Below are 23,837 nucleotides of genomic sequence, written 5' to 3' on the forward strand. Positions count from 1 at the left end.
CCCTAGACCCTAGACCCTAGTTATGCGTATTAAATAATGCTAATTTGCCATTCTCTTTAAATGCCACTACTTGGTATATATCTTTCTTATCACCATACTCCATGCCTGGTGAGCCCATAGGCATTCCTGGAACGGCTAAACCTTTAAAATCACGAGGTTCAGCTAAAAACTGTTTAATATCATCGGCAGGGATATGGCCTTCAAATACATAATCATTGATAACGGCAGTATGGCAAGAAGCAAGACTAGGATCGACTCCTAGTCTTTCTTTAATTGGATTCATGTTTTCATGGTCTTCAATTTTTACGGTGAAACCATTTTCTTCCATATGTTCTACCCACTCAGTACAACAACCGCAGTAAGGTGATTTGTAAACCACTACTTCAGTTGAGGCAAATGCTGAAGTACTTAATAAAACAAACGAAATAAAAGCAAATTTAAGGTTTTTCATAGTGGGTATTTCCAAAGGTTATTTTGAATGGGGTGATAGCCAAAACCAGTAGATTATGGCAATGATTAGAGCGAAACCGAATAAATTAATCATGTGATGCTCCTTTTGTTTTTTCGTATGAATCTTGTTGAGAACGTGGGTTGAAAAGTCTTAATCGATTGGCATTAGTGACTACGGTAATTGAAGACAGTGCCATTGCTGCCCCTGCAACAACAGGGCTTAATAACATGCCTGTAAGCGGGAATAAGATGCCTGCGGCAATAGGTATCCCAATGGTGTTATAAACAAAGGCACCAAATAGGTTCTGTTTCATATTTTTCATCGTAGCTTTAGAAAGTTCAATGGCACTTACTGCGGTTTGCAATGAGTGATTCATTAATGTGAGATGCGCACTTTCAATCGCCACATCGCTGCCATTACCCATCGCAATACCTACCTCAGCTTGCGCGAGTGCTGGTGCATCATTAATACCATCCCCAATCATGGCGACTTTATGGCCTTGTGATTGAAGATCTTTTATTACTTGTGCTTTACCATCAGGTAATACACCGGAAACAACTTGAGTAATGCCTAATTGCTTGGCGACATGTTCTGCGGTTTCTTTGCGATCACCGGTTAGCATCACGACAGTAATGCCTAATTGAGTAAATTGCTTAATTGCGAGCGCTGAATCTACACGGATGGTATCACTGACTTCAATAACACCAATACATTGCTTGTTTACCGCAACAAACAAAGGTGTTGATGAAGGTGAGAGAACGACGTGGGGTACAGCAATGTCATTTTTTAATAAATAAGCCATATTACCAATAAATACGGTATCACTATCTACTTTTGCCGAAGCGCCAAGGCCTAGCTGAGCCGTAAAATTAAGGCCAGCTATCGCTTCCCATGAATGCTGTTTAAAATAAGCCATTACAGCCTTGGCAAGTGGGTGTTCTGAATGACTCTCAACGGCGGCGGCCAACGTAATTACCTGTTGTTCAGTATAGTTATTAAAGGTCGAGATCTTACTGACCGTTGGTTTTCCTTCCGTCAGCGTCCCTGTTTTATCAACAACAACAGTATCTATCGTGCTTGCAGTTTGAAGTACATCAGCATCTTTTATTAAAGCGCCAAATTCAGCCGCTTTACCAATCCCTACGGTAACTGACATTGGAGTAGCAAGCCCCAAAGCACAAGGGCACGCAATGATAAGTACCGTAGTGGCAACAACCAACATATAACTTGATGTAGGTTCTGGGCCAAAGTTATACCAAATGAGCGCTGAGAAAATAGCAATAATCATAACGCTTGGCACAAATACCGATGATATTTTATCGGCCAATTTTGCAATGTTGGGCTTACTGCTCTGTGCATTTCGTACCATGGTAATAATTCGAGCTAGCATGGTGTGCTCACCAACGTTGGTTGCTTTAAAAGTAAAGCTACCTTGTTGATTAATCGTTCCTGCATGGACAGTATCATTCGTTGTTTTTAAGCTAGGGAGAGGCTCTCCAGTTAGCATTGCTTCATCAAGGTAGCTTTCACCGCTAATTAATACACCATCAACCGGAATTTTTTCACCGGGTTTAATTTTGATGATCATTCCCTGAAGCACTTGAGATATTGGTAACTCAACTTCTTTACCATCCAGAATAATCATTGCGGTTTGTGGTTGAAGGTTTAATAGTTTTTCAATGGCACTAGACGTTCTATTTCGTGCTTTGGTTTCAATCAAATTACCAAGCGTGATTAAACCTAAGATCATTGCTGTTGCTTCAAAATAAACATGGCGTGCTTGTTCGGGGAAGAAGTCCGGTGAAATAACCAGAGCCATGGAATAAAGCCAAGCGGATCCTGTTCCTAGAGCCACAAGCGTATCCATTGTTGCTCTGTGGTGGGTGAAAGCTTTCCATGCATTAACAAAAAAATGTCTACCAGCAGTGAGTAACAATCCTAAACAAATTAATCCAACCAAACCCCAAGCAAGTTGATCGCTTGTCGTGTTGATTTGCATATTGCCACCAAATACGCCCCATAACATTAGTGGTGCCCCAATCGTTAATGAGACAATGGTGTTTTTCTTATGTGCAGCGGTCGTTTTTAGATATAGTTCTTTTTGTTTTTCCCGGCGCTGCTCTTCACTTAGACTAATTTCTGCACCATAACCGCCTTTTTCTATTGCTTGGATTACATCTATTTCATTTATATCACCAGTAACTAAAGCGGTACGTTCGGCTAGGTTCACGCGAACAGATTGAACGTTATTAGTGTCTGAAATGATTTTCTCAACAGAAGCAACACAACTGGCGCAAGTCATTCCGGATAAAATTAGCTGAGTGGTTCTTTTTGTATTTGGTTCTCGTTTTTCAGTGGTTTTAATCACTTCTTTATTACTTAATTCGGATGATGTGTCTTCAAGAATAAACGGAACGGAAGAGGCTTGAAATCCAATAGATTCAATGAGTGTGATTACACTTTTTATCGTGTGTGTTGTACTGAAACTAAGCTCTGTTTTTGAAATTGAAAGAACCGTGGAGTGAGACAGTGCTTTTAATGTCTCTGTGGTTTTCTTGACGCACTTACCGCAATTTAATCCTGCTAAATAAAGCGTTATTACTTTTTCTTGAGGGACAGAATAACCAAGCTGAGAAATTATCTCGATAATATCTGTTTTAGAAAAGCTAGTGGTAAGAGTCAATTCTGTTTTGGTAACAGAATATTGAGAGATACCAGTGTGGGTAGAAAGTGCTTGTTCTACTTTAGCGACACAGCGGCCGCAATTTAATCCTGATAAAGGAAGGGTGAATTCCTGACTCATAATAACCTCATTAACTATTCTTGATATTGCTAAGAATAAACCTTACAGTAAATGGAAGGTCAAGCAGTTAAATGAGTAAATTAAAATGAATATTAGCGAAGTGGCGAATTTAACCGGATTAACATCGAAAGCGATTCGCTTTTATGAAAGTAAAGGTGTGATCAGAGAGGCAAATCGAGGTGCGAATGGATACCGTCAGTACACAACAGCTCAAGTAGAAGAGTTACAGTTGATCCGACGTTCAAGGTTAGTCGGATTTAGTTTAGAAGAGTGCCAAGAACTATTAAGTTTATCAAATAATCCAAATCGCCGTAGTGCGGATGTAAAAAAGAAAACGCTAGAGAAAGTCACTGAGATAGAAGCCAAGATCCAAGAATTAGAAGGGATGAAGCAAACATTACTAGAACTAGCGAGTGCCTGTCCTGGAGATGAAAGTAATGACTGTCCTATTATTAAAGGGCTAACCTGTTGTCACGATAAAAAGTAACAACAGGGTTAATCCTAATTTTTATTTTTTAGTAAAGTAGAGAATACAACTGGCGACGGTATTTACCCGCAATAGGATTTCCTTGGCCAAGAGCAGAAAGAATATCCATCATTGTTTTCTTTACTTGTCCATCTTGAGCATTTAGATTTTTTAATAGAATAACCATTAAGATTTCGAGAGCTTCTTCTTGGCGATTTACTTGGCTATATTGAATAGCAAGTTCTAAAGCCAACCCATTGTTGCTTTTATCTGCATTATATTTATCTTCTAATGCTTGGATTTCAGGCGTATTTCCTGCTTGTTTATGAAGCTCTAGTTTTGCTATTAATTCTTTGTATTTACTGTCTTGATCTTGCATTAAAATTTCAGACAACATTGCTTCTGCTTGATCGTAAGCTTGAGTTTCAATATAGCATTGAGCAATATGAAGTTTAATTTGGCCATTACCACCAAAGTGTTCAAGTAAGGCAAGCAGGGTAGGAAGCGCAGCTTGAAACTCACCTTCTTCAACTAATTTAAATGCTTGACCTAATTGAAGTTCTTCTTGGCTAGGTAAATGCTTATTTAGCATGGTTTGAATAGCCTCTATAGTTTGAGGTCCACCCATTCCATCAACCGCTTGACCATTTTTAAATAACGCAATTGTAGGCAATGTTTGAACACCAAACTGTTGAGCAAGACCTTGTTGTTCTTCACAGTTAAGTAGTGCAAGAGTAACGGCATCGCCGTATTGCTGCGCTAACTGTTGTAATGTTGGGATAACAGCAAGGCTTTCTTGACTCATTGGTGCCCAGAAGTGAATTAGTACTGGGGTTTGCATTGAGCCTTCGAGTACTTGTTGGAAGTTTTGTTCGTTCAGTTCAACGCTATGTTCTGGCTGCATGGTCTTTTCCTAAAATCAGTATTGTCTCTGTATATATACAGTTATATGGGGTATTGCATTGATTTTCAAGGAGCCAGAGACGAAGAAAGCCACTATGCATAACATAATGGCTTTACTATCGTAAGCGAAAACAACCGTTAGATCAGTATGAATACCGCAACAGCAACACTCACACAGATCCAGTTGATTTTTCCTAGTGTCATATTATCTCCTAAAAAACACTTTCTACCAGATGTGAATAAATATACTTATTCAATATGACACTAATATTACATTTTTAGTCTTTTCTCATATTTCTTAATTATTACACTCAATCAACATGATAAAGATAAGTTAATCGCTCTTATTTAAGATCTTATCTAGGTACTTTGTTGGTAATAACCGTTTTAGAATAGCAAAGAGGTGAGTTGGAAAGGTGACTCGATAGCGAGCTTTTGGTCTTGATGAATTGAGAGCATGTAATAATGGAGGAATGATAGATTCAGGCGGTAAAACAAAGGCGCTTCCAGAGGTTTTATTTTCTAATCTTTTCTGTTGAGCTAAATACTTTTCTTTATGTGGACTATTATCAATACTTACCCATTTTTTGAATGATTTCAATGCATTGTATCGAAAATTCGTTTCGATTGGACCTGGTTCAATTAAACTTATTTTTATATCTGTATCGGATAACTCCAAGCGTAAGGTATCTGTCCAGCCTTCGATTGCAAATTTTGACGCGTTATAAGCGCCACGGTATTTCATCGCAACGATACCTAAAACAGAGCTGTTTTGAATAATGCGACCTTCACCTTGCTTTCTCATTATTGGAAGAATTTCTGTGATTAATTGATGCCATCCAAAGAAATTTGATTCAAACTGCTCTTTTAAGGCCTCCCTAGGTAGGTCTTCTAATGCTCCGGCTTGCCCATATGCTCCGTTATTGAACAATCCGTATAATTTCCCATCAGTTAAGAGAAGGAGTTGCTGAACTGCGGCAGAGATACTTTTTGGATCAGCATAATCCAGATGTAAACAAGTTAACCCTTCTTTTTGTAAGCGTTCAACATCTTTTATTTGTCGGCACGATGCGATGACTTGAAAGCCGTGTTGTTGTAATTGATGGGCTGCAGTATAACCAATGCCAGTAGAGCAGCCTGTAATAAAAATTGAACGTTGCATAATGTGACTAAGACTCTGTTTATGGATGTTATTTTATAATGGATCTAAAATAACATCATTGCAACAGAGTGGGTTAACTTAGCAGCTGTTTTAGTGCTGATTCAATTCGAGAGTAACGAAACTTAAAACCCTCATGGACTAAGCGTTTCGGGCGAATTCTTTGGCTATCTGTTAGTAAAACGGCTCCCTCTCCTAGTATGGCTTTGATTACTATTTTGGGAGTAAATAAGAAATGAGGTCGTTTGAGTGTTTTTGCTAAGGTTTGGCTAAAAATTGCATTAGTAACAGGGTGAGGAGCAACTAAATTATAAATGCCTTTACTCTCCTCGTGTTCCATTAGGTGCAATATAGCGAGCACCATGTCATCAATATGAATCCAAGACATATATTGTTTGCCATCACCTACAGGCCCTCCTAAACCGCACTGGTAAGGTAGATACATTTTTTTTAGGGCGCCTCCTAAAGGAGAAAGAACAACACCTGTTCGTAAAATACAGACGCGAGTTTGCTCACTCTCTGCTTGTAATGCTTTATTTTCCCATTGTTGACAAATTTGGTGAGCAAAGTCCGATGATAATATTTCTGTGGTTTCATCAATGTTTTGAGCACCATTATCACCATAATAGCCCACAGCAGAACCTGAAATAAAACAGCGTGGTGGGCTCGTTGATTTTAAGCAAAGTTGAACGAGTTTCTCAGTAAGTACACAGCGACTATCTGTGATGATTTTTTTTTGTTTTGTAGTCCATTTTTTGTCAGCAATAGGTTCACCTGCCAAATTAATAATTATATCTATATCATTAAAGTCGGTAAAAGAGGCGAGGTCGGGGATAAAATCAACATGAGGTAAAGCAAGGTGATTTAAGCTTGATTCTGCTTTTTTTGGGTTACGGGTTAAAAGAATTAGATTATGCCCTTTAAGGTGATCTAATAGGTGTTTTCCGATTAATCCAGTACTACCTGTAATAAGTATTTTCATCTCGTCTCCTGCAAGATATTAATCATATCTGATTAACTAAGTATAAATTGACTTCATTGATTGGCAACTTTGATGCTGTTTTTCCTTTATACTTGATGCTTGAAATATCTTTTTATAAGTTTAAGGGTTCTTCGTGAAGTTATTTTTTGCCTCAGATCTGCATGGCTCATTGCCTGCAACTCAACGTGTTATAGATACGTTTTTAGACTCTAAAGCGGATCATTTAATTCTGCTTGGTGATTTAATTAATTTTGGTCCTAGAAATCCATTACCAGAAGGGCATAACCCGATTGCGGTCGCTGAGTTATTAAATCAATACGCAGAGTCTATCATTGCAGTAAGAGGTAATTGTGACAGTGAAGTTGATCAAATGCTGTTATCGTTTCCTATTATGTCTGATTACAATATCGTGCTGTTACCTACAGGGCAAAAGCTTTTTTTAACGCACGGGCATATTTATAATGCTGAAAAACGACCTTTATTAAAAAGGGGAGATGTTATTGTTCATGGGCATACACATGTTTCAGTAGCTGAGTGGCAAGGAGAGCAAATTATTTTTAACCCGGGTTCAACTACGTTCCCTCGAAATGAAGGCGATAGAGCAAGCTATGGTTTACTTGATGAGACTCATTTATCCGTTCTAGACTTTGAAGGAAATATACTGAACTCAATTGATTTATAATTACCGAGTGATAAATCATGCATAAAAAATCCGAGACGATAATTATCTCGGATTTTTTTATAACGTTATTTATCACTGGTTTAATGAGAAAATAGAATCCCTGACCCGTAATTTAGGCTAGTCAGTAATAATGTTTTATCATTAATAACATCTACACGTTTGCTTTGTTGAGCATCCATTTGGAATACTCTCATTATTAATTTCTTCTGTGATCCAGTGAATTCTTTATTGTCACTTGATGTCACATCTTTAAATTCGATAGGGTCAATAAGAAGGTAATCACCGCTATATTCCCAGTTACCTGTTTCCATAACATTAATGGTTAATGGGTGCTGAGCGTTATCTAAAACACTATAAATTGTCAATTTTGACGATTTAGAGTAGGTTTTATTGGGTAAGTAAACCACATTAGATTTAATGTCAGCTCGTTTTAATGGCCCCATATCTTCGTAATCAACATTGCTGTCGATACGAACGGTGCTCATGCTTTGCCATTCTTTAGATGTCAGTAGTTGTTCTACTTTACTGTCACTTTCCCAATAAAACCAACCGCTACCAATCATTGAAATTAGAAGAAGAATGATCGGTAAAAAACGTTTCAATAGAGGTAATTGTTCGTTATTTAACCACATACTTTATCGACCTCTTTTTGATTTATCAGTAAACGAACGCTAATGCTTTGGTCGCTGTGTATTTCATTGTGAATATAATTCAATGTAATTTGATTTGCTTGCCCACTGGTTGCAATAATCTCAATTGGTTTTAATGAGTCAGTATGCTTTGAATTATAAAAAATGGTGCATTGTTCAATCAGAGGTTGCCATTGATCAATATTTGGGTGATTAATAGGAACTAATACCGGGGTCTCATCGTAAATTGCGACTTGAGTAAACGCGTCCGATTTTGGTGTGTGATTGAAATAAGCAATAACAGGTAAAATAAAAGCAATAATAAGAATGATTGTCCCTAGCAGAGATAGGTGTGCTTTAGGTTTATTTATACTGTTATTTTCTTTGAGAGTACCTTTCGATGCTTTTTCTATGTTAAGAGTATCACTAGCTGCATCTGGGGTAATATCTTCGTGGTTATTTAATGCCGTAGTTTCTAATTCTTCAACTAGATTTACTGTCATATCTTCTTCAAAAGCAGATTCCTGAGCAATGGCTGTTGAAATGAATTGGTATCCACGCTTAGGCACTGTTTTAACATAAACAGGGAGTTTTGTTGGATCTTGTAGCATTTTTCGTAGTGTCGAAATAGCCTGTGTTAAACTAGAATCATCGACTTCAAATCCTTGATCTCGCCATACATATTCATGCAATTCATGACGACTAACAACCTTCCCTGGCTCTTGAATAAGTAGGCTTAAAACTCGGCTTTCATTACCACCTAAACGAATGATTTCGTCATCATCTAATGTATCAATGAGACTGTTATCGTTTGGATCGAATAGAAACCGGTTGCCAATAATGATTTTGTTATTTTCTATATTCATTGGTTGTTAACTCAGTTGTAGTGATTCTTATTTATGATATCCAAGTATCATTTTAGAATGTCTATTCTATGTCAAAATTTCTAATAACGCATTTTATAGTATAAAAAAAGCAAAAAAACAGGATTTTTTACATAGCTTTACCTTGAATTGCCATTTTAAGACCTCATTTTAATTAATAAGTTAAAAATATTATACTAATTCGGAGTTTATTGATGAGCGAGCAAACAATTAATAATAAAGAAACACGCGGCTTCCAATCAGAAGTAAAGCAACTACTTCACCTAATGATTCATTCTTTATATTCAAATAAAGAGATATTTTTACGTGAATTAATATCAAATGCTTCAGACGCATCAGATAAATTACGTTTTAAGGCGCTATCAAATGGTGACTTATATGAAGGTAATGCAGATCTTGGCGTAAAGCTGTCTTTTAATGAAGAAGCGAACACGTTAACGATTTCAGATAACGGCATTGGTATGAGTCGTGACAGTGTTATTGAACATTTAGGTACGATAGCAAAATCTGGCACTGCGGATTTCTTTTCTAAATTATCAGACGACCAAAGTAAAGACTCTCAACTCATTGGTCAATTTGGTGTTGGTTTTTATTCTGCGTTCATCGTTGCTGATGCGGTAACGGTACGTACTCGTGAAGCAGGCGCTGCGAAAGACGAAGCGGTTCAATGGCATTCTGAAGGTGAAGGTGATTACACAATAGAAGATGTGACTAAAGAAACTCGCGGTACAGATATCATTCTTCATATGCGTGAAGAAGGTAAAGAGTTTTTAAGTGAGTGGCGTCTAAAAGAAGTGATTGGCAAATACTCTGATCATATCGGTATTCCTGTTTCTCTTTGGAGTGTTGAAAAAGACGAAGAAGGAAAAGATAAGGAAGGTAAGTGGGAGCAAATTAATAAAGCTCAAGCACTTTGGACTCGTAATAAGTCAGAGATTGAAGACGCGGAATACCAAGAGTTTTATAAGCATGTATCGCATGATTTTGCTGATCCACTAACGTGGAGTCATAATAAAGTAGAAGGTAAGAACGATTACACAAGCCTTTTATATATTCCAACAAAAGCCCCATTTGATATGATGAATCGTGATCATAAAAGTGGTTTGAAGCTCTATGTTCAACGTGTCTTTATTATGGATGATGCTGAGCAATTTATGCCGAGTTACTTACGTTTTGTTAAGGGTTTGATTGACTCAAATGATCTACCATTAAACGTATCTCGTGAAATTCTTCAAGATAATAAAGTGACTCAATCATTACGTGGTGCATGCACCAAACGTGTACTAGGTATGCTTGAGAAAACGGCGAAGAAAGACGATGAAAAATACCTAACTTTCTGGAAAGAGTTTGGCCAAGTATTAAAAGAAGGCTTGGCTGAAGATTTTGCTAATAAAGATAAAATTGCGGGTCTTCTGCGTTTTGCTACAACAGAAAAAGACAGTTCAGAGCAAGCAATAAGCTTAGCGAGTTATGTTGAGCGTATGAAAGAAGAGCAAGATAAGATCTTCTATCTAACGGCTGATAGCTATGCCGCGGCGAAGAACAGCCCACACCTAGAGCAATTTAAGGCAAAAGGCATTGAAGTCGTTCTAATGTTCGACCGTATTGATGAGTGGCTAATGAGCTACTTAACAGAATTTGATGGCAAGCAATTCCAATCAATTACAAAAGCAGGTTTAGACTTAAGTAAGTTTGAAGATGATGCAGAAAAAGAGAAACAAAAAGAGACGGTAGAAGAGTTTAAATCTGTTGTTGAACGCACTAAATCTTACTTAGGCGATCGAGTTAAAGAAGTTCGTACTACGTTTAAATTAGCAACAACACCAGCCGTTGTCGTTACTGATGACTTTGAAATGGGTACACAAATGGCGAAACTTTTAGAAGCAGCAGGTCAAGCGGCTCCGGAAGTGAAATACATTTTTGAAATTAACCCAGAGCATGCGCTTATCAAGCAAATGGCTGATGAAGCGGATGAAGAAGCGTTTGGCCGTTGGGTTGAAATGTTACTTGGTCAAGCAATGTTAGCAGAGCGTGGCTCTTTAGATGATCCATCACAATTCTTAAATGCGATGAATCAGTTATTATCAAAGTAATTGAGTCACAGCTGTAAAAATAAAATGAATGAGATCTTGGGTGGCAATCGTACACTAAGGTCTCATTGTTTTTTATTGGGATCCGTTACATTCTAGAACGGTTAGATTTCGCTATTTTCATCTCAAACTTGATAGCGTTAACAGTTACGTGTATCTTCACGGCTTATTTTTAGAAATAAAACTTATACCTAAATTTATAAATAGGAAAGTCATTCTATTTGTAAGGTTTGGTATAAATTCCAAGATTAAATTTTAAGGGGAAAACAATGCGTATCATCCTTTTAGGTGCACCTGGTGCGGGTAAAGGTACTCAAGCTCAGTTCATCATGGATAAATTTGGTATTCCACAAATATCTACAGGTGACATGTTACGTGCTGCGATTAAAGCAGGCACTGAAATGGGCAAACAAGCTAAATCTGTAATTGATGCTGGTCAACTTGTATCTGATGAGATCATCCTTGGTCTTGTTAAAGAGCGTATTGCTCAAGAAGATTGCGCTAAAGGTTTCCTATTAGATGGTTTCCCTCGTACAATTCCTCAAGCTGATGGCTTGAAAGAGAATGGTGTATCAATTGATTACGTTCTTGAATTTGACGTTGCTGATGAAGTAATCGTTGAGCGTATGTCTGGTCGTCGTGCTCATCTTCCTTCTGGTCGCACATACCACGTTACGTTTAATCCTTCTAAAGTTGAAGGTCAAGATGATGTAACTGGCGAGCCTCTTGTAATTCGTGAAGATGACAAACCAGAAACTGTTCTTGCTCGTTTAGGTGTTTACCATGAGCAAACAGCACCGCTTATTGCTTATTACACAAAAGAAGCAGAAGCAGGTAAAACTCAGTACCTGAAATTTGATGGTACTAAGTTAGTTGCTGAAGTTAGCGCAGAGATCGAAAAAGCACTTTCGTAATCTTACCTAACGAACAATTTATTGTTATATTGAAGGCGACCTTATTGGTCGCCTTTTTTTATCAAACATAATGGATAATGACAGTGAATAATAAAAAAGCAGGGGTGCTATTAGTTAACCTTGGAACACCCACAGCGCCAACGGCATCGGCAGTAAAAACGTTCTTGTCAGAATTTTTGCATGATAAACGTGTTGTCGATATGACTCGTTTTATTTGGTGCCCTTTGCTTCATGGTGTGATCCTTCCTATTCGAGCGCCTAAAGTAGCAAAGTTATACCAAAGTGTTTGGATGGATGAAGGCTCTCCCCTGATGGTTTATTCACAACGCCAAGTTCGAGCTTTAAAAGAACGTCTTTCAATGCCAGTTGAATTAAGCATGACGTATGGTGAACCAAGAATTAAATCAGGTATTGAGTCATTAGAGCAGCAAGGGTGTGAAGAGATTATTATTTTACCTTTATATCCGCAATATTCTAGAACGACGACAGCAGCGGTCTTTGACCAAATTGCTAAGCAATATAAAACCACACCAGTATTGCCAAACTTCACTTTAGTTCATAATTATCACGATCATCCTCTTTATATAAAAGCACTTGCAGAATCCATCCGTCGTTCATGGGAAAAGAAGGGAAAAGGTGATTTTGTATTATGTTCATATCATGGGATCCCTCAACGTTTTGTTGATAATGGAGATATCTATGCTGCACACTGCGAGCGAACTACAGAGTTACTTGCTCAAGAATTAGATTTAACACCTGAACAGATAGGTATGAGTTATCAATCTCGCTTTGGGCGAGAAGCTTGGTTGCAGCCTTATACGTCAGAGACCTTAAAAGAGCTGGCTCCAAAGGGCATTAAATCTCTCGATATTATTAGTCCTGCATTTTCTTCAGATTGTTTAGAAACTTTAGAAGAGCTATCAGAAGAGTGTAAAGAGATATTTATGGAATTTGGTGGTCAAAAATACACCTTTATTCCATGCCTGAATGATGATGAATTACACATTGATATGATGGCAGATATTGTGAACCAAAAGATTTCGCATTAATTAGGTGTGTTTTTTAGAAAAAAAGTATTTATAAGGGTTGAAAAGTACAACTCATTGCCCAATTTCTTATTAAAGATTATCAACGTGTGTAGTGAACCTCGACATAGATGAGTCAGGTCGCTACAATATCGCGTCTTATTTTGCCACTTGGCTAAATGTCGTGTTTTATTCAATGAAATGCGCGATCTGCTTATTTTTTAAATAAGTAGATAAAAGAAGGTACCCAATTGGTACCACGAATCATAGGGGTTACTGTTTCTATCTTATTAGGACTGTAACACAAGGATGCGACACGTATTTTTTGTCGCAAACTCAGATAACCTGAGTCGATTTTGAGGTTTATATAAACATGCAAGTTACTGTTGAAACTAAAGAAGGCCTAGAGCGCGTTCTAACTATTACTGTTCCTGCTGCAAACATTGAAGCAGAAGTAAACAAAGAGCTTCTTAATATCGCTAAAAATCGTCGCTTCGATGGCTTCCGTAAAGGAAAAGTACCAATGAAGATGGTTGCTAAAATGTACGGCAGCGCAGTTCGTCACGACAAAATGGGTGAAGTTATGCAACGTCACTTCATTGAAGCGATCGTTAAAGACAAAATCAACCCAGCAGGCGCACCAACATTTGCTCCAGTAGAATTTGCTGAAGGCCAAGATTTAGTATTCACTGCATCATTTGAAATCTACCCAGAAGTTACACTTCAAGGTCTAGACAAAGTTGTTGTTGAAAAGCCACAAGTTGAAGTTAAAGACGAAGACGTAGCTGAAATGCTAGAAACACTACGTAAGCAACAATCTACTTGGACTGACGCTGATGTTGCTGCTGAAGATGGTACTCGCGCTACAATCAACTTTGTTGGTTCTATCGACGGTGAGCTATTTGAAGGCGGAAAAGCAGATAACTTCCCTCTAGAAATGGGCCAAGGTCGCATGATCCCTGGTTTTGAAGATGGAATCAAAGGTAAGAAAGCGGGTGACGAATTAACTATCGATGTTAACTTCCCTGAAGATTACCACGCTGAAAACCTAAAAGGTAAAGCAGCACAATTTGCTATCACAGTAGTTAAAGTTGAAGCTCGTGAACTTCCAGAAATGAACGACGAGTTCGTAACTAAGTTTGGTGCTCAAGGTGGCGTTGAAGGTCTTAAAGCTGAAGTTCGTAAGAACATGGAGCGTGAACTAGCTCAAGCTGTTAAAAACAAGATCAAAGAACAAGCGATCAACGGTTTAGTTGAGCAAAATGACATCGACGTACCTTCTGCTCTTATCGATCAAGAAGTTCAAGTTTTACGTCAACAAGCTGTTCAACGTTTTGGTGGCAACGCTGATTCTGCTCCTGAACTTCCACGTGAATTGTTTGAAGAGCAAGCTAAACGTCGCGTAGTTGTTGGTCTTCTTCTTGGTGAAGTAATCAAGACTGAAGAGCTAAAAGCTGATGATGAGAAAGTAAAAGCACTTATCAATGAAATGGCTTCTGCTTATGAAGATCCAACTGAAGTTGTTGCTTACTACGAAGGTAATGAGCAAATGATGAACAACATGCGTAACGTTGCTCTAGAAGAACAAGCAGTTGAAGCAATTCTTGCTAAAGCACAAGTTTCTGAGAAAGCAGTAGGCTTTAACGAACTAATGAATCAACAACCAGCTTAATTTTAAATTAATTAAGTAGTTGACTTAGTTTCAAAAGATCTGCTAATAATGGTTCGAATGAAGCGTCATTCGGACCATTTATTTTATAAGGGATACGGTTATGAGCTATCAAGAAAACAATGCAATACCTTCTATTATGGATGCACTTGTTCCTATGGTTGTTGAACAAACTTCACGTGGTGAGCGTTCGTATGATATTTATTCCCGTCTGTTAAAAGAGCGCGTTATCTTTTTAACAGGTCAAGTTGAAGATCACATGGCCAACCTAGTTGTGGCACAGTTGCTTTTCCTTGAGTCTGAAAATCCTGATAAGGATATCTTCCTATACATTAACTCTCCAGGCGGCTCAGTTACTGCAGGTATGTCAATCTATGACACAATGCAGTTCATTAAGCCAAATGTAAGTACAGTATGTATGGGTCAAGCATGTTCAATGGGTGCTTTCTTACTTGCAGGTGGCGCACCAGGTAAACGTTATGTATTACCTAATTCCCGTGTGATGATTCACCAACCACTTGGTGGTTTCCAAGGCCAAGCATCTGATATTCAAATTCATGCTCAAGAAATCTTAACGATTAAGAAGAAATTGAATACATTACTTGCTGAGCATACTGGTCAACCATTAGAAGTAATCGAAAAAGATACAGATCGTGATAACTTTATGGCAGCAGATGATGCAGTGAAATACGGTCTTGTAGATGCTGTGTTAAATAAGCGTGACTAATTAATAAAAAAGCAGTAACGTTTACAGCAAAGAAGGTAAGTTAGTATAAACTTACAGCATAAGGCAACGTTTAAGAGGTTAGCAAATGACAGACAAGCGTAAAGACGAAAATAGTGGAAAGTTACTATATTGCTCTTTTTGCGGAAAAAGCCAGCATGAAGTTCGTAAGCTAATTGCTGGTCCTTCTGTTTATGTTTGTGATGAATGCGTTGATTTATGTAACGACATTATTCGCGAAGAGCTAAAAGATAATACTCTGTCTCCAAAAGAGAGCAGTGAAGAACTACCAACGCCGCAAAATATTCGTGGTCATTTAGATGAATACGTTATTGGGCAAGAACATGCTAAAAAAGTATTAGCGGTAGCGGTATATAATCACTACAAGCGTTTACGTAATGGCGATACTACAAAAGATGGCGTTGAATTAGGTAAGAGTAATATTCTACTTATCGGTCCAACAGGTAGTGGTAAAACATTACTTGCTGAAACGCTAGCTCGTTTCTTGGATGTTCCGTTTACTATGGCGGATGCAACCACGTTAACAGAAGCAGGCTATGTAGGTGAAGATGTAGAAAACATCATTCAAAAGCTACTACAAAAATGCGATTACGATCCAGCGAAAGCGGAACGTGGCATTGTATATATCGATGAAATTGACAAGATTTCTCGTAAGTCTGAAAACCCATCTATCACTCGTGATGTATCAGGTGAAGGTGTTCAGCAAGCATTATTGAAATTGATTGAAGGTACAATTGCATCAGTACCACCTCAAGGTGGACGTAAGCACCCACAGCAAGAGTTCTTACAAGTAGATACTTCTAAGATCTTATTTATTTGTGGTGGTGCATTTGCAGGCTTAGATAAAGTAATCGAGCAACGCGTTGCAATAGGAACGGGTATTGGCTTTGCTGCTGATGTTCGCTCTCAAGATGATAAAGCAACGATTGGAGATTTATTGAAGCAAATTGAACCTGAAGATTTAATTAAATTCGGTTTAATTCCTGAGTTTATTGGTCGTCTACCAGTAACCACGACATTAACTGAATTAGATGAAGATGCGTTAATCCAAATTCTAAGCAAGCCTAAAAATGCATTAACTAAGCAATACGCTGCGTTATTTGATTTAGAAGGCGCTGAATTAGAATTTCGTGAAGACGCGTTGAGAGCCATTGCTAAAAAAGCAATGAACCGTAAAACGGGTGCTCGTGGTCTTCGTTCAATTTTAGAAGCGATATTATTAGATACTATGTATGAATTACCATCAAAAGAAGGTGTTTCTAAGGTAGTTATCGATGAGTCTGTAATTAATGGTGAGTCAGAGCCACTATTAATATTTGAAAATACAGAAACGAAAGCAATATCAGCAGAATAGTCAATATCAGCTAATAAACAGTATAAAAAGGAGGCATTGGCCTCCTTTTTTATTTTTAATTGAAAATAATGTTGAATCTTAGCGACTTGCCCCCATATTATTTCTAAAGATACTGACGGAAAGAGAGAAGAATATGAACCTGGAGCGTTCCGAGCGCATTGAGATACCAGTTCTACCATTACGTGATGTAGTGGTGTATCCGCATATGGTTATTCCACTGTTTGTGGGCCGTGAAAAATCCATCCGTTGCTTAGAAGCAGCGATGGAGCAGAATAAACAAGTCCTACTTGTGGCACAAAAAGAAGCCGCTAAAGAAGAGCCGCAATTAGATGACTTACACGGTGTTGGTACAATAGCGACAATTTTACAATTATTAAAATTGCCTGATGGTACAGTTAAAGTATTAGTTGAAGGTCAACAGCGAGCTAAAATACATCAGTTTTTAGAAGCTGATTTTTTTACAGCGGATGCTGAATTTCTACTGACTCCAATTATTGATGATGCTGAACAAGAAGTGATTATGCGCTCTGCGATTAATCAATTTGAAGGCTTCATTAAATTAAATAAAAAAATCCCACCAGAAGTTTTGACTTCACTTAGCGGAATTGAAGATGCCGCTCGTCTTGCTGACACCATTGCTGCCCATATGCCGCTTAAATTGGTTGATAAGCAAGAAGTGTTAGAGTTAATAGACGTTATTGCACGTTTAGAGTTTCTAATGGGCATGATGGAATCTGAAATCGATTTATTACAAATCGAAAAACGTATCCGTGGCCGTGTTAAAAAGCAAATGGAAAAAAGTCAGCGTGAGTACTATTTGAATGAGCAAATGAAAGCTATTCAAAAAGAGCTTGGCGACTTAGACGATGCACCAGATGAATTTGAAGCGCTGCAGAAAAAAATTGCAGACGCTAAAATGCCAAAAGAAGCACAAGAAAAAGCAGAACAAGAATTACAAAAGCTGAAAATGATGTCACCGATGTCAGCAGAAGCGACGGTTGTTCGTAGCTATATTGATTGTATGGTTGCTGTGCCTTGGTATAAACGCTCTAAAGTGAAAAAAGATTTAGCCAAAGCCGAAGAGATCTTAAACTCTGACCATTATGGCTTAGAGCGTGTAAAAGAACGTATTCTTGAGTATTTAGCGGTCCAAAGTCGAGTGACAAAACTTAAAGGTCCAATCCTTTGCTTAGTCGGTCCTCCTGGAGTCGGTAAAACATCGTTAGGGCAATCTATTGCCAGAGCGACAGGCCGTAAATATACACGTATGGCACTTGGTGGCGTGCGTGATGAAGCTGAAATTCGTGGTCATAGACGTACGTATATCGGTTCTCTTCCTGGTAAATTGATCCAGAAATTATCTAAAGTTGAAGTGAAAAATCCACTTTTCCTATTAGATGAGATCGATAAAATGTCTTCTGATATGCGTGGCGATCCTGCTTCCGCACTTCTTGAAGTATTAGACCCAGAGCAAAATAATAAATTTAGCGACCATTACTTAGAGGTTGATTATGACCTTTCTGATGTAATGTTTGTTGCAACGTCTAACTCAATGAATATCCCAGGTCCATTGCTTGACCGTATGGAAGTGATTCGTCTATCTGGTTATACCGAAGATGAAAAATTGAACATTGCTAAAAATCACTTGTTAATGAAACAAATAAAACGCAATGGTCTAAAAGAACATGAGATTGAAATTGATGACTCGGCTATCATGGGGATCATTCGTTACTATACCCGCGAAGCAGGTGTTCGTAGCTTAGAGCGTGAAATTTCTAAACTATGTCGTAAGGCAGTTAAGCAAATCCTATTAGATAAATCGATTAAGAAAGTAACAATTAATCAAGATAACTTAAAAGATTTCTTAGGTGTTCAACGTTGTGATTACGGTAAAGTTGATGACGAAAACCGAGTAGGCCAGGTTGTTGGTTTAGCATGGACTGAAGTCGGCGGTGACTTATTGACGATTGAAGCAGAATCAATGATTGGTAAAGGCAAACTTGCTTATACTGGTTCTCTTGGTGATGTGATGAAAGAATCAATTCAAGCGGCAATGACTGTTGTACGAACGCGCGCAGATAAGTTAGGTATTAACCCTGATTTCTATGAAAAGCGTGATATTCATGTACACGTTCCTGAAGGTGCAACACCAAAAGATGGTCCAAGTGCAGGTGTTGGTATGTGTACTGCACTTGTATCAAGCTTAACGGGTAATCCGGTTCGTTCTGATGTTGCAATGACAGGTGAAATTACATTACGTGGTGAAGTACTGCCAATTGGTGGTTTGAAAGAAAAACTATTAGCAGCTCATCGTGGCGGTATTAAAACTGTCATCATTCCAAAGGATAATGAACGTGATTTGGAAGAGATCCCTGCAAATGTAATTGCAGATCTATCTGTTCATCCAGTTAAATGGATTGATGAAGTATTAACCTTAGCGCTTCAAAATGATCCACAAGGCTTTAGTCTTGAGCAATCTAAAAAGTGATGTGTAGCAAAAAACGTTGATATAACAGGGCTGACAGGTAGAAATGACTTGTCAGTTCATATTGATGTCGCTAAGTTAAGCTTTATTGCGTGATCATAACTTCACACATTTATTATCAAAATATGGACTCGTTCATTAATCATTGAATGAATAATTTAAAGGGGAATACCGTGAATAAATCTCAATTAGTTGATCAAATTGCTGAAAATGCAGATATCTCAAAGGCAGCAGCAGGTCGTGCTCTGGATGCATTAGTTGAAACAGTAACTGAGACACTAAAAAGTGGCGATCAAGTAACGCTTGTTGGTTTTGGTTCATTTGTTGTTCGTGAGCGTGCTGCTCGCACTGGTCGTAATCCTAAAACTGGTGAAGCGATTGAGATTTCTGCGGCAAAAGTACCTGCATTTAAAGCGGGCAAAGCTCTTAAAGATGCGTGTAACTAAGCGAAATATAGATAAAACTCTACACAAGCTCACGTAAGGCTAGTAGACTAGAGTTATGAGTCATAGGCGCATCCAATGATGCGCTTTTTTATTGTTAAAATTTTCTTTTATTGAACTATTTTACATTTTCACTATCAATAGAAATTGACACGCTATTTATATAAATAGTGTTATTCCACTTGGTGATTAGGAGTTAAAACATATTATGATGGATCGAATTCGCGAAGGCTCAACAGGCCTCGTAGTTAAGATCATTCTCGGTCTAATTATTTTCTCATTTGTATTTGCAGGTGTAGGTAGTTATTTAGTCGGTGGAGGTCAACCCCTAGCGGCTAAAGTTGGTGAGCGTGAAATAACGCGGAATGATTTTGAACAAGTTTACCAAAATGAACGTAATCGCATGCAATCTCAGCTTGGCGAGTATTTTTCAACATTACTTGGTGACCCTGCATACGTAGAGCAATTTCGTAAATCAGTTTTAGACCGTATGGTGAACGATGCGTTATTGGATAATCAAGCTCAAGATCTAGGTCTTCGCGTTGGTGATGAACAGATCCGTCAAGCTATCTTATCTATGCCTCAGTTCCAGAAAGACGGCAAGTTTGATGAAGAAATCTTTAATATTTCACTTCGTCGCGCAGGTTTCAGTTCAGACAGTTTTGCAGAATATTTACGACAAGATTTAGTGCGTAATCAACTTATTCTTGCTCTTGAATCAACAGAATTTACGTTGGATAACGAAGTAAAAGCACAAGGTGCTTTAGAAGCTCAACAACGTGAAATTCGTACAATCACTCTTGATACTGCAGCATTCTCAAAAGATGCGACAGTAACTGATGAAGAAGTTGAAGAGTATTACAATGCAAATAAACAACAATTTGTTCGCCCTGAGCAAGTAAAAGTTTCTTATGTTGAATTATCTGGCGATTCTCTAAAGGCTCAAGCCCCAATTACGGATGAAGAAATTCAAACGTATTATAATGAAAACCAAGATAAGTATTCTACTCAAGAAAAACGCGAAGTAAGTCATATCTTGATTAAAGGTGATGAAGCTGATGCTCAAGCGGTTCTTGCTCGCTTAGATTCGGGTGATGATTTCGCTACAGTAGCAAAAGAAGATTCACAAGATATCCCTACAGCGAAAGAAGGTGGTTCTTTAGGTTGGATTGAACGTGGTGTTATTGATCCTGATTTTGAAGATGCCGCTTTCCAACTGGTTAATGTAGGCGACCATTCGGGTTTGGTTAAATCAACATTTGGTTATCATATTATCCAACTTGACGGTATTGAAGCTCCAAAAACAAAAGCATTAGCAAAAGTAAGTGCTGAAATTAAAGCCTTTCTTGTTGATGAGCATGCTGCAGATGCATTCTATAGCTTACAAACAGAGTTAGCAGAAAAAGCATTTGAATCACCAGATTCTTTGGATGATGCGGCTGAAAGCGTGAATGTTAAGGTGATGACATCAGATTTCTTCTCTGAAACTGATGCTCCAAAGCTATTATCTAATCCATCAGTGTTACAAGCTATTTATAGCCCTGAAGTAAAAGAGGATGGTTTGAATTCAGATGTGATTGAAATCGCACCTGAGCACATTATTGTTGTTCGTGTTGAAGATGTTCGTGATGAAATAGTTCAACCGTTAAACGAAGTTAAAGAATCTGTAATTGCACGTTTATCTCAATCAAAAGGTGAGCAGAAAGCACTTGAGTTAGCTCAAGGGGCAATAAGCGCTTTAAACAAAGGTGAAATGAGCTATTTAACTGACAATGGTTTGAATTTTACTCAAGCAAGAATGATTACTCGAGCTGATGAGCTAGCAAATAATGTGTATCGTCTGCAAAAACCAGAGCAAGGTAAATCAACTTACGCCCAAATGATGGATCGTCAAGGTAACAACGTTATTGTTGCTCTTGATGGTGTATTAGAGCTAAGTAATGATGCAATGGCAGAACAAGTATCAACGCGTTTACTCAGAAGTCAGACTCAACAAGATCTAACTGCTACTTTAGATACCTTAAAAGTAAGTACTGATATTAGTTATCCATTATTAGAACAATAATCAATTTATTTGTAATTGATAAATAAGATAGACGGGCCCCTAATTGGGGCCCGTCGTGTTTTTAATGGAAGTATGTGTGTATCTATAGGATTTTTTGTTCATATTACTTATTATTTTTTGATGACAGATAGAGATCGTATTTCTGAAGTATCTGACATACTTATTTTAATAATGAACAAGGGATGGTCATGAAACGTATAATAGGTTTACTTAGTTCTGTTTTATTTGCTGTGATTCTATTTTCGAGCAGTGTAGTTAATGCTAAGGAAGAAAGCGTCGACAAGCATGAAGGAATAGAAGTTATTGTTAATATTAACGAGGCGCAAGCAGAAGAGCTTAAAACATTACTCATAGGTGTTGGTGACTCAAAGGCAAAAGCCATTGTTGATTATCGAAAAGAAAATGGGAAGTTTGTAGCAGTAGATGATTTATCTAACGTGAAAGGCATTGGTGATAAGTTATTAGAAAAGAATCGACATAGAATTGTATTGTAGATAATTACTTTATATGAAAAAGGCTGCCTTAATTAGTTAAGGCAGCCTTTTTATTTTTGTACATTTAAATTAATGTGCTTTCTCAGCTCCGTGCATCCAACGGATAAGAGTTCCAGAGATTGTTAGCAATAAAACACCAGAAATTGTTGCTGCAATTGCAATTCCGGCAAAAATATCTAATGCGCCAAGGCTTTCAACATGAGAGCCTACAACACCTGCGATGTAGTTGGATATTGCATTAAAACCAAACCATGTTCCCATCATTAATGATGCTAAACGGAGTGGAGCTAGTTTAGTTACTAATGATAGTCCAATTGGAGATAAACATAATTCCCCTAATGTATGGAAAAAGTAAGCACCAACTAACCAGTACATAGATGTTTTTATCGTTAAATCGCCACCTTGTTCCATAACGGCACCTACCATGCATAAAAAGCCGATAGCTAAGAAGAAAAGAGCGAATGCAAACTTAACCGGTGAACTTGGTTCTTTAGGACCTAGTTTTATCCATAGCATTGCAATGAGCGGGGCAAGTGTAATGATAAAGAATGGGTTTAATGATTGAAACCAAGCCGCAGGAACTTCAAATGAACCGATCATTCTGTCGGTATATTGTTGGGAATAAATGTTCATTAATCCACCAGCTTGTTCAAAGCCAGCCCAGAATACGATAACAAATAAACCCATAACCATGATTACTTTAAGGCGGTCGATTTCTATTTTACTTAATACATGGTGAGATGTACCTTTAGCTTCAGCATTTTCTTTTGCAATATGTGCTGCAGGGCGAACTCCAATATCACCTAAGAAGCGTTGAGCAAATAAAGTTTGGATGATTAAGCTAATAACCATACCAATACCAGCGGCAGCAAAGCCTGCTTTCCAGCCCCAAATCCCTGTTACAGAACCAGAAACGACACCAGCAAGTAATGAACCTAAATTGATACCCATATAAAAGATAGTGAAAGCGCCATCACGACGATTGTCACCTTCTTTGTACAAGTCTCCAACCATTGTTGATACGTTTGGTTTGAATAAACCGTTACCTGCAATAAGGAATCCTAAACCAACATAGAAAAGGGTCTCAATCGAAAATGGTAAAATATTATGAGGAAGGGCCAGTGTAAATTGACCTATGACCATTAAAAAACCACCAATTAACAATGATTTTCGTTGGCCTAAATAGTTATCAGCTAGCCAGCCACCAATTAAAGGCGTTATGTACATAAGGGCAGTATAAGTACCATAAAGGCTAAGAGCGTCTTTAACTGTCCAGCCTAATCCACCGTTAATCGTTCTGTCGGTTAAATATAAGACTAAAATTGCTCTCATTGCATAATAAGAGAAGCGCTCCCACAATTCAGTCCCAAAAAGTAAGAACAACCCCTGAGGGTGCCCCATAAGTGTTTTGTTGTTGTTTGGCATAATGCTCTCTTTTAAATAGAATTTTATTCTTTTTATATAAGATAAATTTATACCCTTCGAATTTACATACTGCAACGTTGTACAATTTTATGTGATTTACTTAACATTTTAAGCTGTTGAAATATTTAGAAACATTTATTTCATGTTACATATCTAGGTTCTGTTTATT

The 23,837-nt window shown here is 37.8% G+C and carries 20 protein-coding genes; 12 read left to right on the forward strand and 8 right to left on the reverse strand.

The genetic code is table 11. The features are described 5' to 3' along the window. Positions 1-16 precede the first annotated feature (16 nt). Both A6E06_RS02100 and A6E06_RS02105 read right to left on the reverse strand, forming a co-directional pair. Positions 17-451, reverse strand: a complete 435-nt coding sequence (locus A6E06_RS02100) for a DUF411 domain-containing protein (protein WP_065591406.1) — start codon at positions 449-451, stop codon at positions 17-19. A gap of 85 nt (positions 452-536) precedes the next feature. After that, entirely contained in the window at positions 537-3,254 is a 2,718-nt protein-coding gene (locus tag A6E06_RS02105) for a cation transporter (RefSeq protein ID WP_065591407.1), read from the reverse strand. Between the two features lie 85 nt (positions 3,255-3,339). Between A6E06_RS02105 and cueR the strand changes: the two genes are divergently transcribed. Then, positions 3,340-3,741 carry a Cu(I)-responsive transcriptional regulator gene (cueR, locus tag A6E06_RS02110; protein ID WP_065591408.1) on the forward strand — a complete coding sequence of 134 codons (402 nt, stop codon included), beginning with the start codon at positions 3,340-3,342 and terminating at the stop codon, positions 3,739-3,741. Between the two features lie 28 nt (positions 3,742-3,769). Here cueR and A6E06_RS02115 read toward each other — a convergent pair whose 3' ends face one another. The 3 genes from A6E06_RS02115 to A6E06_RS02125 form a co-directional block, all read right to left on the reverse strand. Beyond that, complete coding sequence (locus tag A6E06_RS02115; protein ID WP_065591409.1) at positions 3,770-4,624, reverse strand: co-chaperone YbbN; 855 nt, start codon at positions 4,622-4,624, stop codon at positions 3,770-3,772. 333 nt (positions 4,625-4,957) lie between these two features. After that, positions 4,958-5,785 (reverse strand): SDR family oxidoreductase, encoded by an 828-nt coding sequence (locus tag A6E06_RS02120; protein ID WP_065591410.1) that lies wholly within the window; start codon positions 5,783-5,785, stop codon positions 4,958-4,960. Positions 5,786-5,858: 73 nt separating this feature from the next. Then, a complete protein-coding gene (locus tag A6E06_RS02125; protein ID WP_065591411.1) occupies positions 5,859-6,764 on the reverse strand; it encodes a TIGR01777 family oxidoreductase in 906 nt (301 codons plus the stop codon). Positions 6,765-6,897: 133 nt separating this feature from the next. Between A6E06_RS02125 and yfcE the strand changes: the two genes are divergently transcribed. Continuing rightward, positions 6,898-7,446, forward strand: a complete 549-nt coding sequence (gene yfcE / locus A6E06_RS02130) for a phosphodiesterase (RefSeq protein ID WP_065591412.1) — start codon at positions 6,898-6,900, stop codon at positions 7,444-7,446. A gap of 80 nt (positions 7,447-7,526) precedes the next feature. On the opposite strand, the gene A6E06_RS02135 is transcribed toward yfcE, so the two are convergent. Beyond that, positions 7,527-8,078 (reverse strand): regulatory protein ToxS, encoded by a 552-nt coding sequence (locus tag A6E06_RS02135; protein ID WP_065591413.1) that lies wholly within the window; start codon positions 8,076-8,078, stop codon positions 7,527-7,529. Beyond that, on the reverse strand, positions 8,069-8,941 hold the full coding sequence (locus tag A6E06_RS02140; protein WP_065591414.1) for a transcriptional regulator: 873 nt from the start codon (positions 8,939-8,941) through the stop codon (positions 8,069-8,071). Before A6E06_RS02140 ends, A6E06_RS02135 begins: the two co-directional genes overlap by 10 nt. Positions 8,942-9,153: 212 nt before the next feature. Here A6E06_RS02140 and htpG point away from each other — a divergent pair, with 212 nt between their 5' ends. The 10 genes from htpG (at position 9,154) to A6E06_RS02190 (ending at position 22,243) form a co-directional block, all read left to right on the forward strand. Further along, a complete protein-coding gene (htpG, locus tag A6E06_RS02145; protein ID WP_065591415.1) occupies positions 9,154-11,052 on the forward strand; it encodes a molecular chaperone HtpG in 1,899 nt (632 codons plus the stop codon). A 266-nt stretch (positions 11,053-11,318) separates the two neighbouring features. Continuing rightward, positions 11,319-11,963 (forward strand): adenylate kinase, encoded by a 645-nt coding sequence (gene adk / locus A6E06_RS02150; RefSeq protein ID WP_065591416.1) that lies wholly within the window; start codon positions 11,319-11,321, stop codon positions 11,961-11,963. A gap of 83 nt (positions 11,964-12,046) precedes the next feature. Next, positions 12,047-13,012, forward strand: coding sequence for a ferrochelatase (gene hemH, locus A6E06_RS02155; RefSeq protein WP_065591417.1), 966 nt, complete (start codon positions 12,047-12,049; stop codon positions 13,010-13,012). Between the two features lie 349 nt (positions 13,013-13,361). Further along, the gene (gene tig, locus A6E06_RS02160) at positions 13,362-14,660 is read left to right on the forward strand and encodes a trigger factor (RefSeq protein WP_065591418.1); all 1,299 of its coding nucleotides are present in this window, start codon (positions 13,362-13,364) and stop codon (positions 14,658-14,660) included. Between the two features lie 100 nt (positions 14,661-14,760). Beyond that, positions 14,761-15,384: an ATP-dependent Clp endopeptidase proteolytic subunit ClpP gene (gene clpP / locus A6E06_RS02165; protein WP_065591419.1), complete on the forward strand. Its 624-nt coding sequence runs from the start codon at positions 14,761-14,763 to the stop codon at positions 15,382-15,384. 85 nt (positions 15,385-15,469) lie between these two features. After that, on the forward strand, positions 15,470-16,756 hold the full coding sequence (gene clpX, locus A6E06_RS02170; RefSeq protein WP_065591420.1) for an ATP-dependent protease ATP-binding subunit ClpX: 1,287 nt from the start codon (positions 15,470-15,472) through the stop codon (positions 16,754-16,756). Between the two features lie 133 nt (positions 16,757-16,889). Continuing rightward, positions 16,890-19,244 carry an endopeptidase La gene (gene lon, locus A6E06_RS02175; RefSeq protein ID WP_065591421.1) on the forward strand — a complete coding sequence of 785 codons (2,355 nt, stop codon included), beginning with the start codon at positions 16,890-16,892 and terminating at the stop codon, positions 19,242-19,244. 170 nt (positions 19,245-19,414) lie between these two features. Continuing rightward, positions 19,415-19,687: an HU family DNA-binding protein gene (locus A6E06_RS02180; protein WP_065591422.1), complete on the forward strand. Its 273-nt coding sequence runs from the start codon at positions 19,415-19,417 to the stop codon at positions 19,685-19,687. Positions 19,688-19,892: 205 nt separating this feature from the next. After that, positions 19,893-21,749 (forward strand): peptidylprolyl isomerase, encoded by a 1,857-nt coding sequence (gene ppiD / locus A6E06_RS02185; protein WP_065591423.1) that lies wholly within the window; start codon positions 19,893-19,895, stop codon positions 21,747-21,749. 188 nt (positions 21,750-21,937) lie between these two features. Further along, positions 21,938-22,243, forward strand: a complete 306-nt coding sequence (locus A6E06_RS02190; protein ID WP_083190265.1) for a ComEA family DNA-binding protein — start codon at positions 21,938-21,940, stop codon at positions 22,241-22,243. Between the two features lie 69 nt (positions 22,244-22,312). On the opposite strand, the gene A6E06_RS02195 is transcribed toward A6E06_RS02190, so the two are convergent. Beyond that, positions 22,313-23,668 (reverse strand): peptide MFS transporter, encoded by a 1,356-nt coding sequence (locus A6E06_RS02195; RefSeq protein ID WP_065591425.1) that lies wholly within the window; start codon positions 23,666-23,668, stop codon positions 22,313-22,315. Positions 23,669-23,837 lie beyond the last annotated feature (169 nt).

Source organism: Aliivibrio sp. 1S175, from assembly GCF_001690985.1.
Lineage (GTDB): Bacteria > Pseudomonadota > Gammaproteobacteria > Enterobacterales > Vibrionaceae > Aliivibrio.

Coding starts and splice junctions, on each gene's coding strand:
- tig (WP_065591418.1), top strand. CDS start 13,362: ATGCAAGTTACTGTTGAAACTAAAGAAGGCCTAGAGCGCGTTCTAACT.
- clpP (WP_065591419.1), top strand. CDS start 14,761: ATGAGCTATCAAGAAAACAATGCAATACCTTCTATTATGGATGCACTT.
- A6E06_RS02115 (WP_065591409.1), bottom strand. CDS start 4,624: ATGCAGCCAGAACATAGCGTTGAACTGAACGAACAAAACTTCCAACAA.
- A6E06_RS02135 (WP_065591413.1), bottom strand. CDS start 8,078: ATGTGGTTAAATAACGAACAATTACCTCTATTGAAACGTTTTTTACCG.
- A6E06_RS02195 (WP_065591425.1), bottom strand. CDS start 23,668: ATGCCAAACAACAACAAAACACTTATGGGGCACCCTCAGGGGTTGTTC.
- lon (WP_065591421.1), top strand. CDS start 16,890: ATGAACCTGGAGCGTTCCGAGCGCATTGAGATACCAGTTCTACCATTA.
- htpG (WP_065591415.1), top strand. CDS start 9,154: ATGAGCGAGCAAACAATTAATAATAAAGAAACACGCGGCTTCCAATCA.
- clpX (WP_065591420.1), top strand. CDS start 15,470: ATGACAGACAAGCGTAAAGACGAAAATAGTGGAAAGTTACTATATTGC.
- A6E06_RS02190 (WP_083190265.1), top strand. CDS start 21,938: ATGAAACGTATAATAGGTTTACTTAGTTCTGTTTTATTTGCTGTGATT.
- cueR (WP_065591408.1), top strand. CDS start 3,340: ATGAATATTAGCGAAGTGGCGAATTTAACCGGATTAACATCGAAAGCG.
- adk (WP_065591416.1), top strand. CDS start 11,319: ATGCGTATCATCCTTTTAGGTGCACCTGGTGCGGGTAAAGGTACTCAA.
- A6E06_RS02105 (WP_065591407.1), bottom strand. CDS start 3,254: ATGAGTCAGGAATTCACCCTTCCTTTATCAGGATTAAATTGCGGCCGC.
- A6E06_RS02125 (WP_065591411.1), bottom strand. CDS start 6,764: ATGAAAATACTTATTACAGGTAGTACTGGATTAATCGGAAAACACCTA.
- A6E06_RS02120 (WP_065591410.1), bottom strand. CDS start 5,785: ATGCAACGTTCAATTTTTATTACAGGCTGCTCTACTGGCATTGGTTAT.
- A6E06_RS02100 (WP_065591406.1), bottom strand. CDS start 451: ATGAAAAACCTTAAATTTGCTTTTATTTCGTTTGTTTTATTAAGTACT.
- A6E06_RS02140 (WP_065591414.1), bottom strand. CDS start 8,941: ATGAATATAGAAAATAACAAAATCATTATTGGCAACCGGTTTCTATTC.
- ppiD (WP_065591423.1), top strand. CDS start 19,893: ATGATGGATCGAATTCGCGAAGGCTCAACAGGCCTCGTAGTTAAGATC.